This is a genomic window from Facklamia sp. 7083-14-GEN3, from assembly GCF_024742075.1.
In the GTDB taxonomy this organism is placed as follows: domain Bacteria; phylum Bacillota; class Bacilli; order Lactobacillales; family Aerococcaceae; genus Facklamia.
The window spans coordinates 327,969-344,744 of record NZ_JANSGD010000001.1; the positions used below are offsets into that span (position 1 = coordinate 327,969).

Below are 16,776 nucleotides of genomic sequence, written 5' to 3' on the forward strand. Positions count from 1 at the left end.
AAAATAGCTAGACTTAATCTTGAAAAATTAACTTCTTTTGATTGAAAAAACATTAACAGTCCTCCATAATGTGAATAAGCTCGGCTTTAAATCATTAAAAGCATTGACTGGGGGGGTATAATGTCTCATTGGACAAAAGTGACTATCTATCTTGAAACAAAGAAACCTGATGAAGTGGAATATGTTTCTCATCTCTTATTTGAGTGGGGAGCTAAAGGAACCCAGGTTATAAATGTGGATGGATATATGGAAAATAAAGAAAATTTATTTGGAGAAATTCCTTTAGTAATACCTGATAAAGAAAAAAGTAAGAAAGGACTCGTCTTAGGTTTTTTTGAACAGGACATTGAAAAAGACTTGTTCGATAACTATTTAGATGACAATCTCTATTTTGATTATAGTTGGGAAAAAGGGCCGATTGAAATGGAAAATTGGCAAAGAAACTGGATGAAAAACTATCGGATTCAAGAAATTTCACGCTTTATAAAAGTTGTTCCAGTATGGGATTCGTATTCTCCTAAATATAAAGACGAAAAAGTAATCTATTTAGATCCGGGAGTTGCCTTTGGAACTGGTGATCACCCAACAACACGACTAGGTGCGCAAGCCTTAGAAATGGTCATGCGAGGTGACGAGAAAGTTTATGATGTTGGAACTGGTTCGGGTATTCTTGCATTGATAGCTTTTGCTCTTAATGCACAAAAAGTTGTGGGCTACGATCTTGACCCTCAAGCAATCTCGGCAGCTAAACAAAACCTTACTTATCAAAAATGGGGAAAAATGGGATATCCTGATGATTATAAGCCGGCTATTTCTTTTCATGTGAATGACTTATTAAAAGGTGTTGAAGAAAAAGCAAATATTATTATGGCCAATATCCTACCCCACATATTACAAAACCTTTATCAGGATGCTTATCAGCTTTTGGATAAAGATGGTTATCTAGTCTTAGGAGGAATACTCGCTGAGAAGGCGGAGCAAGTAATCGAGTCTCTGCCAAAAAATCAATGGGAAATAATTCAAATTAATTATTATAAAGGATGGGCTGGCATTACAGCTCAGAAGAAAGAGTAAGTTATGCATCAATATTTTATCGATGAACCGAATCAAATAGTAGAAATTGGGAAGAAAGTCTTTTTGAGTCAATCAGACAGTCATCATTTAATCAATGTTTTAAGGGCTAAACAAGGTAAAGAATTAATAGTTGTTCACAATCAAAAGAAATATTTAGCTTCTTATCTAAAAAAAGACAGTGATCGTGCATTATTAGAAGTTATTTCACCCTTAAGTGAGGCGCTTAGTCAAACGGAGTTACCGGTTGAGGTGGTAGTAGCTTGTGGATTATCCAAAAATGACAAAATTGATTCAATTGTTCAAAAAGCTACAGAATGCGGCATGAGTAGCTTCCAACCATTAGCGCTAAAACGCGATGTAGTCAAATGGGACCAGAAAAAAGCTAGCAAAAAAAGTGAAAGATTACAAAAAATTGCTGACAGTGCCGCAGAACAATCAAAACGCTTAAAAAAGGTTGATGTTAAGCAACTTTTATATTTAAAAGAATTTGTTAATCAGTATCGAACTTACGATATTAAATTAGTTGCGTTCGAAGAAAGTGCTAAAGAAGGTCAACATCATCTTTTGGCTAAATTATTAAAAAATATCGAAAAAAACAAAAAAATAGTCATGGTATTTGGATCTGAAGGTGGATTAGATCAAGAAGAAGTATCGTTCTTAGTGAAAAATGGATTTAAGACTTGTAGCTTGGGCCCAAGAATCTTACGTGCAGAGACTGCACCTATTTATCTTTTAAGTGTTATTTCTTATGTTACCGAAATTGAAAGGGAGTTTTAAAATGGAATTAAATAAATACATCGATCATACATTATTAAATGCAAATGCAACTAAAGTTCAAATAAAACAAGTTTGCCAAGAAGCGTTGGAATACAAATTCATGTCAGTATGTATTAATCCGGTTTGGGTCAGTTATGCCTATGAATTGTTGAAAGATTCTGACGTAAAGGTCTGTACAGTGATTGGTTTTCCTTTAGGAGCCAATACTTCATCTACTAAAGTCTTTGAAGCAAAAGAGGCAGTAAAAAATGGGGCAAGTGAAATTGATATGGTAATTAATATTGGAGCGGCCAAAGCAGCTGATTGGGAAACGGTAGAAGAAGATATTCGCCAAGTCGTTCAAGCGGTTCCAGAAGAAATCATTGTGAAAGTTATCATTGAAACTAGCTTACTTGAAAAAGAAGAGAAAGTGAAAGCTTGTCTGGCTGCAAAAGCCGCTAAGGCAGATTTTGTTAAAACTTCTACTGGTTTTTCAACAGGAGGTGCTGTTAAAGAAGATATTGTCCTAATGCGTTCAACTGTTGGTGATACAATGGGAGTTAAAGCTTCAGGTGGAGTTAGTGATAAAGCAACGGCAATGGTTATGATTGAAGCCGGAGCAAATCGCATTGGCGCTTCCAAAGGAATTAAAATTGTTTCTGAATAAAAGTTTAAACAACTGTGTCTTTGGACCAGTTGTTTTTTAGCATAGTTTGGAAAAGGCAGGATTAATTGTATAAAGAGCACTAGTGTTGTCTTATTGTAAGTAGTTAAGTTATAATAGTAGAAAAATTATTTAGAAAGAGTGGTGATAATATGGGAAGAAATGATGTCTATACTGGTGAAGAAGTTATAGCGATTTGTCGATCTTATATGAATGAAAGTAAGGTTGCTTTTGTTAAGAAAGCATTAGAAGTAGCAACCAAAGCGCATGAAGGACAAGAGCGGCTCTCTGGAGAACCCTATATTAATCATCCAATTCAAGTAGCAGGTATTTTAGCTAATATTAAATTAGATCCTGATACAGTGGCTACTGGCTTTTTACATGATGTAGTGGAAGATACGGACTACACTTTGGAAAGAATTCAGGAAGAATTTTCAGAATCCGTTGCCTTCTTAGTGGATGGCGTTACCAAACTCGGTAAGATTAAATTTCAAAGTAAAGAAGAACAATTAGCAGAAAATCACCGTAAAATGTTGATTGCAATGGCTAAAGATATTCGTGTAGTAATGGTCAAATTGGCTGACCGTTTACATAATATGCGTACCTTGAAATTTCAAAAACCCCACAAACAAATTGAAAAGTCTCAAGAAGCATTAGATATTTATGCACCCTTGGCTGAAAGAATTGGTATGAGCGTCATAAAATGGGAATTAGAAGATATTTCACTAAGATATATCAATCCTCAGGCATATTATGATATTGTCCATCAAATGGACCAAAAACGAGACGAGCGAGAAGAATATATCAATGTCGTAATTGATCAGATTAAAGATGCGATTGACGAACTTTCAATGGATTCCACTGTTTATGGTAGACCGAAACATATTTATTCCATTTATCGTAAAATGGTGGATCAAAATAAAGAATTTGATGATATCTATGATTTGTTAGCGGTGCGCGTTTTAGTCGATTCAATTAAAGATTGTTATGGAGTACTAGGGATTATTCATACTAAATGGAAGCCAATGCCAGGGCGTTTTAAAGATTATATTGCCATGCCTAAAGCCAATATGTATCAATCGATTCATACGACCGTTATTGGGCCACAAGGTAAACCCGTTGAAGTTCAAATAAGAACGCACCTAATGCATGAAGTGGCAGAATATGGATTAGCAGCTCATTGGGCTTATAAAGAAGGAAAAACAGTCGATGAACATCCACGAGATAACATTCAACAACAATTGAAATGGTTTCATGATATTGTTGAGTATGAGGATGATGCGGGAAATGCCAGCGAATTCATGGAATTTATTAAAGAAGATGTTTTTAAAGATCAGGTTTATATCTTTACTCCTAAAGGAGATGTCTTTGAATTACCACTAGGCTCAGGACCAGTCGATTTTGCTTTCCATATTCATACTGAAATCGGAAATAAAACGGTCGGAGCGAAAGTTAATGGCAATATCGTGCCTCTTAATTATCGCTTAAAAAATGGGGATATTGTTGAAATATTAACTAATCCAAGTTCGGTAGGACCTAGTCGTGATTGGCTGAAGTTTGTTAAAACTTCTAAAGCACGCAATCGGATTAAACGTTATTTTAAAATGCAAGAACGTGAAAAAAATAGTGAAATTGGGCAAGAACTATTAGAAAAGGCTCTTAAAGAGAATGGAACATCTTTAAAATCAGAACTCAAAAAAAATAAGGAAAAAGATTTACTTGAAAGATTTAACTTCAATGAGATGAAAGATTTGTGCGCCTCTGTCGGATTAGGAGAAATTTCACCGACTTCTATCATGCATTTTTGGAATATTAAGAAGGTTGACAAAAATGCCAAATTATCAAATGTTATTTCTAAAGATAAGGCGAATGATTCTGATAATAATAAATCGGGCAATGAAAAAGGATTAGTAGTTGACGGTGTCGATAATCTAATGATGCGACTCAGTCGTTGTTGCAATCCAGTTCCAGGTGATGAGATAGTTGGTTATATTACAAGAGGCCGAGGTATTTCTGTTCACCGTAAAGATTGTTCTAACTTAAAGGGTGAAATTGAATTGGACGATCGAACGATTGCAGTGCATTGGTCCGAAGAAGATCAAGAAGAACATGAGTATGAAACGGAAATACAAGTCATCGGTTTTGACCGGTCAGGTATGATTAACGACGTTTTAAATGTGGTCAACCATACGGTCAAAAACCTCAAAGGTGTCAATGGGCGCATTGATGATCAAAGTCAAGCCATTATTGATCTAAAGGTTCTAGTTGCCAATACGCAACAACTACATGAATTAATCGTTAAATTAAAGAATATCCCAGATGTCTATGAGGTGGAACGTCAAGGCAATTAGGAGGTCAAATGAAAGTAGTTATTCAAAGAGTGAATCATGCTAGTGTAAAAGTTAATGATGAAGTAGTAGGAGCTATTAAAGAAGGACTTCTACTCTTAGTCGGATTTGGACCTGAGGATACGCTGAAAGACTGTGAGTATTGTGCCAGAAAAATTTTTAATATGCGGATTTTTGACGATGAGGATGGAAAAATGAACTTATCATTGAAAGATATTGGCGGCAATATTCTTTCAGTCAGTCAATTCACCCTGTATGCTTCTAGTAAGAAAGGAAATCGACCAAGCTTTACTAATGCTGCAAAACCAGAACAGGCTGAAGAATTATACAATTATTTTAATCAAGAACTTGACAAAAAAGGATTTAAAGCTGAAACTGGTATTTTTGGAGCCGATATGCAAGTTGAATTTGAAAACAATGGTCCTGTTACAATAATTTTGGATTCTAATGAGTAAATAAACAATACCCCTGATTAAGATTTATCTATCAGGGGTATTGTTTATTTCTAATTGATTTTCAACTTGATCAAAATAAGTTGAGAGTCCTTCAGTAATAGCATCAGCTAAATTCTGATGGTAATCATACGTTAACATTAATTCCAAATCTTCGCTATTTGTAATATAACCTAGTTCGAGTAAAAGAGAAGGGACTGTATTTTCGCGTAAAACTTGAAAATTCCCATACTCAACACCTAAATTAGGCCGACCAGATGTTATTAATCCAGAATGTAAGGTCTTCGCAAATTCTTCGTCATTTAAATGATAGAAATATGTACGAACACCATTGATTTGTGTGTCATATGAGGAGTCGAAATGTAAAGAAAGAAATAAGTCTGGCTGCTTTTGATTACTGATTTCGACCCTTTCAGTGAGGTCTAAAAATTGGTCGCTCTCGTTAGTCAAGATAACTGTAGCCCCGAAAGCTTCAAGTGTTTTCTTCAATACATCAGCAATCTTATAGGTAAAGCTTTTTTCAGAATATTTTTGATCTGTACTTAACGTTCCTGGATCTTCTCCACCATGACCAGGGTCTAACATGATAGTGGCTTGTTGGAGTTTAGAATTAACAGGTTGAGAACGATGGTCTATTGAATAGACAGGCTCTGATAAAGAAAATGAATTTATATAACCTTTTATGCCTTGTTGATCTGCTACAAAGTAAAAAGATTCCTGAGCATTATATTCAATAAAATCTAGCCTAGTAAATTCTTGTAAGTAATTGGTTTGATAAATGATATTAGAAAAATTGTCTGCTTTCTCTAATAAATAATCCTCTTTTTTTCGCATAATGAGCTTGTCCTTCAAGCGTTCTTTTTCTTCTTCTTTTTCATCGATACTGTTATCTAATGAATCCGTTTCAACAAGTATGCGTTCAGCTTCTTCTTGGTTTATCAATTCTACTGCATTCAAGTTAACAAATGCTGGTTTACCTTGATAACTAACCTGGGCCCAATTGTATTCAATATAATTAATTGGGATGAGGCTATCTTTAGGAATAGTTGAAATAATGGAACTTTTAGAATCAGCTTTTTGATAGATAGCCGTTGCTTCTTCAAAAGAGGCTGCTATCTCTTTATCATTTTTAAGTTGATTATTATTGATTAACCACTTTGGTAGCCAACCCTCAATTCTTCCTAGATAACGTGCTTTTAACCAACCGGTTTGTTCTTGAATAATTTCAATTGAAGAGTTAGTAGCTATTTCAGTTACAACCTCAGAATTCGTAGTAGGAAAAGAATGTAGAACAATTCCCTGACGATCAATTTTTAACGTCTTCAAATTGCTAAGACTTTCAATACCCCATAATGTTACTAGACCAATTATAAGAGTTATTAAAAAAGGGGTTAACCGTTTAATGGTTAAATGATTCAATTTTTTTGTCCAAACGATTGCCATCCTATTTTCCTCCACTTTTCCTCTACTATATATAGTATAATTGATTGAATAATTAAAAAGTCAATTTTCAGATGGACTGTTACATAATAGTAATCGAATTGTTAATCAATCGGTATAAAACTTCTGAAGAAGTTTAATTCATCTTGACAAATTGATTAGCATTGAGTAATCTGAACTTAATTAATCAATTCGTTGAAATAGATAAGTAGCTCTGGAACATACAGTGAGCAACAATTAGTGAAAAGTTGCATTTGAGAGTGAAGACACTATGGAGAAGAATAATCAAAAATTATTCCGTTAATCACGTTACGATTAAGAGGTGGTGGATTAATTCACTACGAAAATAGGTGGTACCACGTTGATGCGTCCTAAGTGAAAACTTAGGACGCTTTTATTTTAGGAGGGGTAGAATGATTCAAAAAATGAAAGGCACCGTTGATATCTTGCCACAGGATAGTTATCGTTGGCAATATGTCGAGGATGTAGCAAGAGATTTGTTTGATCAATATATGTATCGTGAAATTCGAACACCGTTATTTGAGTCTTATGATTTATTTTCACGTTCAGTTGGTAACACGTCAGATATTGTTTCCAAAGAAATGTATGACTTTTATGATAAAGGAGAACGACATATTAGTTTGCGACCTGAGGGGACTGCAGGTGTTGTGAGAGCTTATGTTGAAAATAAATTGTTTGGTCCAGAACACGCACAACCTTTTAAAGTCTATTACTTAGGTCCTTACTTTCGTTATGAACGACCTCAAGCAGGACGCCAAAGACAGTTTAATCAAATGGGCGTTGAAGTTTTTGGTTCAGACAATCCAGCAACGGATGTGGAAGTTATTAGTTTAGCTTGGCATTTCTTTCAAGAGTTAGGATTAAAAAATATTACTTTACAAATTAACTCTTTAGGAAAGCCAGAAGATCGTCAAGCATACCGTCAAGCGCTAATTGCTTATTTCGAGCCGCATATCAATGACTTGAGTGAAGATTCTAAAAAAAGGCTGCATGACAACCCCCTTCGTGTATTGGATTCAAAAGATCCTAAAGATAAAGCTTTTGTTAAAGAAGCTCCAAGTATTTTAGACTATTTATCTAAAGAGAGTAAGGACCATTTTGAACAGGTTCAATCTATGCTCAAGCAACTGGAAATACCTTTTGAAGTTAATGATAAAGTTGTAAGAGGTTTAGATTATTATCAAGATACTATTTTCGAATTTGTAGTAGATGATAATCAAATAGGTGCTCAATCAACTGTTTGTGGTGGCGGTCGTTATGATGGACTGGTGCAACAAATAGGTGGACCGGATAAGCCTGGCTTTGGTTTTGGTTTAGGAATTGAACGTCTTCTTTTATTAATGGATCAACAAAATATAGAAATTCCAGAATATGAACCAGTAGATATTTATGTCTTATGCCGTGATGAATCGGTTAATCAATTGGCAACTGAGCTCGTTCAAAAGGCTAGATATGCTGGATTAATAGCTGAAAGAGACTACTTATTTAGAAGTATAAAGTCTCAATTTAAAACAGCCGGAAAATTATCAGCAAAATTAACTATTATGTTGGGTGAGCAAGAAATTGAGTCTGAAAAATTAGTAGTCAAAAATCAAGAAAATGGAATTGAGACAGAGATTTCAAAAGAAGATTTATTGTCCGATTTTTATAATATATATCGCCGTTTAACAACTGACACCAGTGTAATTGACAAATATTTTAGAGGTGAATAAAATGACAGAAAGAACCGTTTATTGTGGATTAGTAGATGAACAGTACCTTGGCAAAGAGATTACATTAAAAGGCTGGGTACAAAAGAGAAGAGATTTAGGCAGTTTAATTTTTGTTGATTTACGTGATCGTGAAGGCTTTTGCCAAGTTGTTTTTAATGAAGAAAAATTATCAAAAGAAGATTTTGACTTAGCCAACAAAATTCGGTCAGAATATATTATTGAAGTGACCGGTGAATTAGCATTAAGAGAAAACAATCAAATGAATAAGCAAGTTAAAACAGGTCGATTTGAGCTCTACGCTAATGCTCTAACTATCTATACGAAAGCTAAAACACCCGCCATTTATATTGAAAATGATTTGGATGTCGATGAAGAAGTTCGCCTAAGAAATCGTATGTTAGACTTGCGTCGCCCTAAAATGCAAGAAAATATTCGTTTACGTCATAAAGTAACGCGAACGATCCGTAATTATTTAGACCAAAGAGGATTTATTGATGTTGAAACACCCATGTTAACCAAATCCACTCCGGAAGGTGCAAGAGATTATTTAGTACCTACACGTCGTGAAGGGGGATCCTTCTTTGCTTTACCGCAATCGCCTCAATTATTTAAGCAGCTGCTGATGGGTGCAGGTATGGATCGCTATTATCAAATCGTTAAATGCTTCAGAGATGAAGATTTACGTGGCGACCGTCAACCAGAATTTACCCAAGTCGATATTGAAACCAGCTTTTTAGGTCAAGAAGATATTCAAGCATATATAGAAGAAATGTTAAAAGAAGTTGTCAAAGAAACAAGAGGAGTAGAGCTTAAGCAAGCATTCTCAACTATGACTTATGCTCAAGCTATGGAAGAATACGGGACAGATAAACCAGATATTCGTTTTGACATGAAATTAAAAGACCTTTCTCAATGGGCTGAAAACAGTGAGTTTGGCGTCTTTAAAAATGCTGTTAAAGAGGGTGGTCAAGTCAAAGCAATCAATCTTAAAGGATTAGCTGATGAATACACACGTAAAACAGCAGATTCCTTATCAGAAGTTGTTAAGCCTTATGGTGCTAAAGGCTTAGCGTGGATTAAAGTATTAGAGGAAGGTTTTAATGGACCGATTGCTAAATTCTTTACGGACGAAGACCAATCTCAGATTAAAGAGATGCTGGAAGCTGAAGAGGGAGATATCCTCTTCTTTGTGGCCGATCAAGCCAGTGTAGTTGCCGATTCTTTAGGTGCTTTACGTAATCATTTAGCAAAGAAACATACTTTATATGATGCTGAAGAGTTAGCTTTCTTGTGGGTTACCGATTGGCCATTATTTGAATATGATAAAGAAAGTCATAGATATGTCGCTATGCACCATCCGTTTACTGCTCCTCAAAACGATGATGTCGAAGCATTAAAAGCTAATCCAGCAGATGCTAAGGCCAAAGCTTACGACATTGTTTTAAATGGTTATGAAGTGGGAGGCGGATCTCTAAGAATTTATCAACGTGACATGCAAGATCAAATGTTTGAACTATTAGGATTTACTCCTGAAGAAGCAAAAAATCAATTTGGCTTCTTATTAGAAGCAATGGATTATGGCTTTCCTCCTCACGGAGGTATCGCTTTAGGATTAGATCGCTTAGTAATGATACTTGCTCAAGAACCTAATATTCGAGAAGTCATTGCTTTCCCTAAAAATGGTCGAGGACATGACCTATTAACGGATGCTCCGAGTCATGTTTCGACAGATCAGTTAGATGAACTGTATTTACAATTAAAACCTAAAAAATAACTTCGAAGAAAATCTTGGAATATTTAATTTGCCCCCTATCTTTTTTAGCGAAAGACAGGGGTCTTTTCTTATTTATATATGTGATGAATTTCTCATTTTAAATGTGAATAATTTAATTCAGTGAAGTGACCAATTTAACGGAAACGTTTTCTTTAGTGTGTTACACTGATGTTAACAAATAATTAAGGAGGAAATTAAATGTCCCACAGTATTAATGTTAATTCTGAAATTGGTCGTTTGAAGAAAGTTATGCTTCACCGTCCAGGTAAAGAATTAGAAAACTTGATGCCAGATTATCTTGAGCGTTTATTGTTCGATGATATTCCTTATCTTGAAGCAGCACAAAAAGAACACGATGACTTTGCTAAGTTATTAGAAAGCTTAGGTGTTGAAGTTCTTTATCTTGAAAAATTAGTAGCTGAAGCAATTGATGCTGAAGGCTTAAAAGAACAATTTGTTGATGAGTGGATGGCTGAAACTGGTTTAGAGCCAGGTCAAAACTACGATGACGTTAAAAAATATTTGATGGACATGGAAGATACTTATGAAATGGTATTGAAAACCATGGAAGGATTCAAGAAGAGCGAAATTAAACATGATTCAAATGGTTTCGATGAATTACTTTCTAATTACCCATTCTTAGTCGATCCAATGCCTAACTTATACTTCACCCGTGATCCTTTTGCGACAATGGGTAATGGCGTTTCACTAAACCACATGTACTCTGATACTCGTAACCGTGAAACATTATATGGAAAATACATTTTTAACTACCATCCAGAATATAAAGGAACTGCCCTTTATTATGAACGTGATGAAGATACACGCATCGAAGGTGGCGATGAGTTAGTTTTATCTAAAAACACTCTAGCAGTTGGTATCTCTCAACGTACTGATAAGTATTCAATCGAAAAATTAGCACGTAACTTATTTAAAGAGACTGAATTCAAAGAAGTACTAGCATTCTTAATTGATAACAACCGTAAATTCATGCACTTAGATACGGTATTTACGATGATTGATTACGATAAATTCACTATTCACCCTGAGATTGAAGGCGAATTAAAGGTCTTTTCAGTAACTCCTGGTGAAAATGATGAAATCAAAGTAACTAAAAAAGAAGGTCTTTTAGAAGACATCTTAGCAGAAGCTTTAGGTTTAGAAAAAGTTACATTAATCCGTTGCGGTGGCGATGATATTGTAGCGGGAGCACGTGAACAATGGAACGATGGTGCTAACACCTTAACAGTAGCGCCAGGTGAAGTAATTGTTTACAACCGTAACACTGTAACAAATAAATTATTGATTGAAAATGGTATTAAGATTCACCAAATCGAAGGTAGTGAATTAGTACGTGGTCGTGGTGGCCCTCGTTGCATGTCGATGCCATTTGTTCGCGAAGATATTTAATTTCTCATAAACATACATATATAGGAGGGAATTTATGTTCCAAGGAAGAAACTTTTTAAAAGAAATCGATTTTACTGCCGACGAATTAAACTACTTAATTGATTTTTCAATTCACTTAAAAGACTTGAAAAAACGTGGAATTCCACACGAGTATTTAAAAGGACAAAACATCTGTCTATTATTTGAAAAAACATCTACTCGTACTAGAGCAGCCTTTACAGTTGCTGCTAATGACTTAGGTGCGGCTCCAGAGTTCCTAGGTGCTAATGATATTCAATTAGGTAAGAAAGAATCCGTTGAAGATACTGCACGTGTTTTAGGTAGCATGTTTGATGGTATTGAATTCCGTGGTTTCAGCCAAGAAATGGTAGAAGACCTAGGTAAATATGCCGGAGTTCCAGTATGGAATGGTTTAACCGACGAATGGCACCCAACTCAAATGATTGCTGACTACATGACTTTGAAAGAAAACTTCGGTGAATTAAAAGGGAAAAAATTAGTTTACTGTGGTGACGGACGTAACAACGTTGCCAACTCTCTATTCATTACTGGTGCGATTATTGGTGTTAACGTAACAATCGCTTCTCCAGAAGAATTATTCCCAGATGAAGAATTAGTAGCAAAAGCTCAAGAATATGCTAAAGAATCTGGTGCTAAAATTGAAATTACTTCAGATATTAAGTCTGCTGTTAAAGATGCTGATGCATTATATACAGATGTTTGGGTATCTATGGGTGAAGAAGATAAGTTCGAAGAGCGTATTAACTTATTAAAACCATACCAAATCAATAAAGAATTGACTGACTTAATTGAAGGTGATTATATTATCCTTCACTGTTTACCAGCTTTCCACGATACAAACACTAAGTACGGTAAAGATGTATTAGATAAATTTGGTATTGGTGAAATGGAAATTACTGACGAAGTGTTCCGTAGTGAGCAAGCACGTCAATTTGAACAAGCTGAAAACCGTATGCACTCAATTAAAGCGATTATGGCAGTTACTAACGGTAACTTGTTCATTCCTAAAGCTTAATAAGACTAACATTACCCTATAAAAAGTGAAACGGGGCATGAAATCCGATTGTGGCCATGAACCGCAATCGGATTTTGTTTTAAAAAAGGAGGAAAAATAATGGAAAAACCGAAGAAAAGAAAAATGCTGAATGCATTTACGATTTTATTTATAATCACTGCCATTATTGGGATCTTAACATGGTTAATTCCATCCGGAGCCTATGATGTAGATTCGGAAGGGAAATTTATTGCAGGAACATACCACTTAGTAGATCAAACTCGTCAAGGGTTTTGGGACATATTTGCCGCACCAATTCGTGGTTTTTTAGGAACAGAATCGACTGATGGTGCTGTTCAAGTTTCTTTATTCGTAATGATTGTTGGTGGATTCTTAGGAGTTGTCACTGAAACAGGAGCAATTGATGCCGGAATTGCATCTACTATTAGAAATAATAAAAATAATGTCACTGGCCTAATTTGGATTTTAATGGGTATATTTGCTATCGGAGGATCTACTTACGGTATGGCGGAAGAAACAATGGCTTTCTATCCACTCTTAATTCCATTAATGGTTGGTATCGGTATGGATGCTTTAGTTGCTGTGGCAGTCATCTTAGTCGGGGCTGGTTTAGGAGTTCTATCTTCAACTGTTAACCCGTTTGCAACTACTATTGCTTCCGATATGGCGGGCATTTCGATGGCAGATGGTATGCTGTTACGTGTTATTTTCCTAATTGTCACTTATGTTATCGGAGCGATGTATGTTTCTCGTTATGCTAAGAAAGTATTAGCTGATAAGAATAACTCTATGATTGCTGACCAAATGGAAGCAGATAAAGAAAAATGGAAAGTTCCAGAAAACATGCCGAAAGTAACTGCTAAACAAAAAGGTGTCCTTTGGTTATTTGCTCTTACTTTTGTAATCATGATTCTCTCTCTTATTCCGTGGGAAGATTTAAATGAAAACTTTACTTTCTTCAGCAAACCTCATGAAATCTTATTAGGAATTCCTGTATTAGGTGATCTAATTGGTCAGTCATTAGATGGTTTACCATTTGGTAGCTGGTATTTAGTAGAAATTTCAGTTTTATTCTTCTTAATGTCTATTGTTATTGCTGCTTACTATGGTATTAAAGAAGATCGTTTTGTAGAAGTATTTATTGCTGGTGTTAAAGACTTAATTTCAGTAGCGCTAATTGCTGCAGTCGCTCGTGGGATTCAAGTAGTTATGAACGATGGCCAAATTACCGCTACTGTATTACATTGGGGAGAACAAGGATTAGCTAACTTACCAAAAGGTGTCTTTACAGTCTTAACTTATATCTTCTATATCCCAATGTCATTCTTAATTCCATCTACTTCTGGTTTGGCAGCAGCTACCATGGGTATCATGGCTCCATTAGCCCAATTTGCTGATGTATTAGAAAGTATTGTAGTTACTGCTTTCCAATCAGCTAGTGGTATTGTAAACTTAATTACTCCTACTTCTGGTGTCGTTATGGGAGCTTTAGCGATTGCCAATATCGAACTAACAACTTGGTGGAAATTTATGCGTAATTTGATTATCATTATCTTTGTAGTGACAATTGTATTACTATTAATTGGAGCTTACTTAGGAATTTAAAGGAGTGTTTTAATGGATTACCAATTAACTAAAAATCATCAAGAACCAGCTATTGAAACTTTACGCCAATGGATCGCTATTCCATCTGTATTAGATGAAACTGATGCGAAGACTCCATTTGGTCAACCGATTCAAGAAATGCTAGAACTTGCTTTAAAAACTTGTCAAGAAATGGGCATGGAAACCTATATTGATCCAGAGGGTTACTATGGTTATGCAGAAATGGGTCAGGGTGAAGAGTTGTTTGGTGTTCTATGTCACTTAGATGTGGTACCAGCTTTAAACCCAAATGAATGGACAACGCCTCCATTTGAAATGGATATTCGTGATCAAGCATTATTTGGTCGTGGGACACAAGATGATAAAGGCCCATCCATTGCTGCCTTATATGCATTGAAAGCTTTGTTAGACCAAGGACATGAGTTGAACAAACGCGTTCGTTTTATCTTTGGAACAGACGAAGAGAACTTGTGGCGTGGATTAAACCGCTACAATGAAAAAGAAGAGCAAGTAACAATGGGTATTGTTCCTGACTCATCTTTCCCTTTAACTTATGCTGAAAAAGGCTTACTACAGTTGCACATCACTGGTCCAGGTTCAGATGCTTTTGAAATGGATAATAAAGGAGCCTTAAACGTGGTGCCTGATAAAGCAGTTTATAAGGGTGATAAGAAGGATGAACTAGTTCAAATTCTTAATGATTTAGGCTATAAACATCAAGTAGACGGTGAAGCTTTAACCGTTTTAGGTAAATCAGTTCATTCTAAAGACTCCTTAAAAGGAGACAATGCTTTAACGCATTTGATTGAAGGAATGTCTGAATTATATGACCATCCTGTCTTAAAATTTGTTAAAGATCATTTTGCTAAAGATGTTAATGGTAAGAGTATCTTTGGTGAGGTTGAAGATGAGGCATCCGGCAGCTTAACGTGTAATATAGCTAACCTAGAAGTTAATGATAAAGAGTCTAAGTTAGGTATTGATATGCGTATACCGGTAACCGCTGATAAAGACCAATTAGTAAATCAACTTACTAAAGTAGCTAAAGAGTACAAACTTGAGTATAATGAGTTTGATTATCTAGCTTCTTTATATGTTCCAGTTGACTCTGAGTTAGTAACGACTCTATTAAAAGTGTATCGTGACTTAACCGGTGACATGACTGAACCTATCTCCTCTGGTGGTGCTACTTTTGCTCGGACAATGAAAAATTGTGTGGCATTTGGTGCGCTTCAAGAAGGAGTGGAAGATACAATGCATCAGATAGATGAAAGAATGCCATTAGATAATTTCTATCAAACTATGGAAATTTATGCCCATGCATTGAAAGCTTTAGTTACTAAGGCCTAATGAAAGGATTAAATATATGAAAAAACGTAAAATTGTTGTCGCTTTAGGTGGAAATGCAATTCTCTCTTCCGACCCAAGCGCTCAAGCACAAAAAGACGCTTTAAAAGAAACAGCTAAGCATCTGGTAAAATTAATTCAAAATGGGGACGAGGTTATCATTACCCATGGAAATGGCCCTCAAGTTGGGAATTTATTGCTACAAAATATTGCGGCAGACTCTGAGAAAAACCCAGCTTTCCCATTAGATTCTTTAGTGGCAATGACTGAAGGCTCAATTGGTTATTGGTTACAAAATGCCATGCAAAATGAATTAAACAAATTAGGTATCGATAAGCCAGTGGTTAGTTTAGTCACACAAGTCATTGTAGATAAAAACGATCCAGCTTTTGAAAACTTATCAAAACCAATTGGACCATTCTACAGTGAAGAAGAAGCCAAACAACAAATGGCTGAAACCAATGCAAGTTTTAAAGAAGATGCCGGTCGTGGTTGGCGTAAAGTTGTTGCTTCACCAAAACCAGTAGCAATTAAAGAAATTGATTCCATTGCTTCCCTAGTAAATGCTGGTAATGTAGTGGTTGCAACTGGTGGCGGTGGTATCCCAGTACTTGAAGACAATGGCCAATTAGTGGGAGTAGAAGCTGTAATTGATAAAGACTTCGCTTCACAAAAATTAGCCAATGATCTTGGAGCTGACTTGTTTATCGTTCTAACAGGTGTAGATTATGTCTATGTAAACTACAACAAACCAAATCAAGAAAAATTAGAAAAAGTTTCTATCGAGAGCTTGAAACAATATATTAAAGAAGAACAATTTGCACCGGGATCGATGTTACCGAAAGTTGAAGCAGCCATTGCTTTCGTTGAAAACACAGATCATGGTAAGGCTGTTATTACTTCATTAGAAAATCTTCAAGCTTTAATTGAAAATGAATCAGGAACCATTATTGAAAAATAAGAGCTTGTCATTTTCTATGAATTAATATACAATGAGACAAAATTAATAATTAAATCTTAAAGAGAGTAGATTATGCGAGACTGAATAGCAAGTCGGGATGATGGGAGCCGGTGAGTCTTAATTAATTGAACCGCACTTTATTATTTGGGTGAATGAAATCAGTAGTTCATCACGTA

At 35.5% G+C, this 16,776-nt stretch carries 13 protein-coding genes; 12 read left to right on the forward strand and 1 reads right to left on the reverse strand.

Features of this window, described 5'->3' with window-relative positions; all coding sequences use genetic code 11:
* Positions 1-120 precede the first annotated feature (120 nt).
* From NW240_RS01545 to dtd, 5 genes are all read left to right on the forward strand, one after another.
* Positions 121-1,074, forward strand: a complete 954-nt coding sequence (locus NW240_RS01545; protein ID WP_258435682.1) for a 50S ribosomal protein L11 methyltransferase — start codon at positions 121-123, stop codon at positions 1,072-1,074.
* 3 nt (positions 1,075-1,077) lie between these two features.
* Positions 1,078-1,851, forward strand: a complete 774-nt coding sequence (locus tag NW240_RS01550) for a 16S rRNA (uracil(1498)-N(3))-methyltransferase (protein ID WP_258435683.1) — start codon at positions 1,078-1,080, stop codon at positions 1,849-1,851.
* 1 nt (position 1,852) lies between these two features.
* On the forward strand, positions 1,853-2,497 hold the full coding sequence (gene deoC / locus NW240_RS01555; protein ID WP_258435684.1) for a deoxyribose-phosphate aldolase: 645 nt from the start codon (positions 1,853-1,855) through the stop codon (positions 2,495-2,497).
* Positions 2,498-2,646: 149 nt separating this feature from the next.
* Entirely contained in the window at positions 2,647-4,845 is a 2,199-nt protein-coding gene (locus tag NW240_RS01560) for a bifunctional (p)ppGpp synthetase/guanosine-3',5'-bis(diphosphate) 3'-pyrophosphohydrolase (RefSeq protein ID WP_258435685.1), read from the forward strand.
* Between the two features lie 8 nt (positions 4,846-4,853).
* Entirely contained in the window at positions 4,854-5,297 is a 444-nt protein-coding gene (gene dtd, locus NW240_RS01565) for a D-aminoacyl-tRNA deacylase (protein WP_258435686.1), read from the forward strand.
* Between the two features lie 24 nt (positions 5,298-5,321).
* On the opposite strand, the gene NW240_RS01570 is transcribed toward dtd, so the two are convergent.
* Complete coding sequence (locus NW240_RS01570; RefSeq protein ID WP_258435687.1) at positions 5,322-6,737, reverse strand: N-acetylmuramoyl-L-alanine amidase; 1,416 nt, start codon at positions 6,735-6,737, stop codon at positions 5,322-5,324.
* Between the two features lie 410 nt (positions 6,738-7,147).
* Here NW240_RS01570 and hisS point away from each other — a divergent pair, with 410 nt between their 5' ends.
* The 7 genes from hisS (at position 7,148) to arcC (ending at position 16,600) form a co-directional block, all read left to right on the forward strand.
* A complete protein-coding gene (hisS, locus tag NW240_RS01575) occupies positions 7,148-8,467 on the forward strand; it encodes a histidine--tRNA ligase (RefSeq protein WP_258435688.1) in 1,320 nt (439 codons plus the stop codon).
* 1 nt (position 8,468) lies between these two features.
* Positions 8,469-10,241 carry an aspartate--tRNA ligase gene (gene aspS / locus NW240_RS01580; RefSeq protein ID WP_258435689.1) on the forward strand — a complete coding sequence of 591 codons (1,773 nt, stop codon included), beginning with the start codon at positions 8,469-8,471 and terminating at the stop codon, positions 10,239-10,241.
* 198 nt (positions 10,242-10,439) lie between these two features.
* Positions 10,440-11,651: an arginine deiminase gene (gene arcA, locus NW240_RS01585; RefSeq protein WP_258435691.1), complete on the forward strand. Its 1,212-nt coding sequence runs from the start codon at positions 10,440-10,442 to the stop codon at positions 11,649-11,651.
* A 34-nt stretch (positions 11,652-11,685) separates the two neighbouring features.
* Positions 11,686-12,687 carry an ornithine carbamoyltransferase gene (gene argF, locus NW240_RS01590; RefSeq protein WP_258435692.1) on the forward strand — a complete coding sequence of 334 codons (1,002 nt, stop codon included), beginning with the start codon at positions 11,686-11,688 and terminating at the stop codon, positions 12,685-12,687.
* Positions 12,688-12,786: 99 nt separating this feature from the next.
* Positions 12,787-14,292: a YfcC family protein gene (locus tag NW240_RS01595; protein WP_258435693.1), complete on the forward strand. Its 1,506-nt coding sequence runs from the start codon at positions 12,787-12,789 to the stop codon at positions 14,290-14,292.
* Positions 14,293-14,304: 12 nt separating this feature from the next.
* Positions 14,305-15,642, forward strand: coding sequence for a M20 family metallopeptidase (locus tag NW240_RS01600; RefSeq protein WP_258435694.1), 1,338 nt, complete (start codon positions 14,305-14,307; stop codon positions 15,640-15,642).
* Positions 15,643-15,658: 16 nt separating this feature from the next.
* Positions 15,659-16,600: a carbamate kinase gene (gene arcC, locus NW240_RS01605; protein ID WP_258435695.1), complete on the forward strand. Its 942-nt coding sequence runs from the start codon at positions 15,659-15,661 to the stop codon at positions 16,598-16,600.
* The last annotated feature ends 176 nt before the right edge of the window (positions 16,601-16,776 follow it).

Bases quoted from the DNA above. Each gene is read 5' to 3' on its own strand.
- NW240_RS01545 (WP_258435682.1), top strand. From the start codon at position 121: ATGTCTCATTGGACAAAAGTGACTATCTATCTTGAAACAAAGAAACCT.
- NW240_RS01550 (WP_258435683.1), top strand. From the start codon at position 1,078: ATGCATCAATATTTTATCGATGAACCGAATCAAATAGTAGAAATTGGG.
- deoC (WP_258435684.1), top strand. From the start codon at position 1,853: ATGGAATTAAATAAATACATCGATCATACATTATTAAATGCAAATGCA.
- NW240_RS01560 (WP_258435685.1), top strand. From the start codon at position 2,647: ATGGGAAGAAATGATGTCTATACTGGTGAAGAAGTTATAGCGATTTGT.
- dtd (WP_258435686.1), top strand. From the start codon at position 4,854: ATGAAAGTAGTTATTCAAAGAGTGAATCATGCTAGTGTAAAAGTTAAT.
- NW240_RS01570 (WP_258435687.1), bottom strand. From the start codon at position 6,737: ATGGCAATCGTTTGGACAAAAAAATTGAATCATTTAACCATTAAACGG.
- hisS (WP_258435688.1), top strand. From the start codon at position 7,148: ATGATTCAAAAAATGAAAGGCACCGTTGATATCTTGCCACAGGATAGT.
- aspS (WP_258435689.1), top strand. From the start codon at position 8,469: ATGACAGAAAGAACCGTTTATTGTGGATTAGTAGATGAACAGTACCTT.
- arcA (WP_258435691.1), top strand. From the start codon at position 10,440: ATGTCCCACAGTATTAATGTTAATTCTGAAATTGGTCGTTTGAAGAAA.
- argF (WP_258435692.1), top strand. From the start codon at position 11,686: ATGTTCCAAGGAAGAAACTTTTTAAAAGAAATCGATTTTACTGCCGAC.
- NW240_RS01595 (WP_258435693.1), top strand. From the start codon at position 12,787: ATGGAAAAACCGAAGAAAAGAAAAATGCTGAATGCATTTACGATTTTA.
- NW240_RS01600 (WP_258435694.1), top strand. From the start codon at position 14,305: ATGGATTACCAATTAACTAAAAATCATCAAGAACCAGCTATTGAAACT.
- arcC (WP_258435695.1), top strand. From the start codon at position 15,659: ATGAAAAAACGTAAAATTGTTGTCGCTTTAGGTGGAAATGCAATTCTC.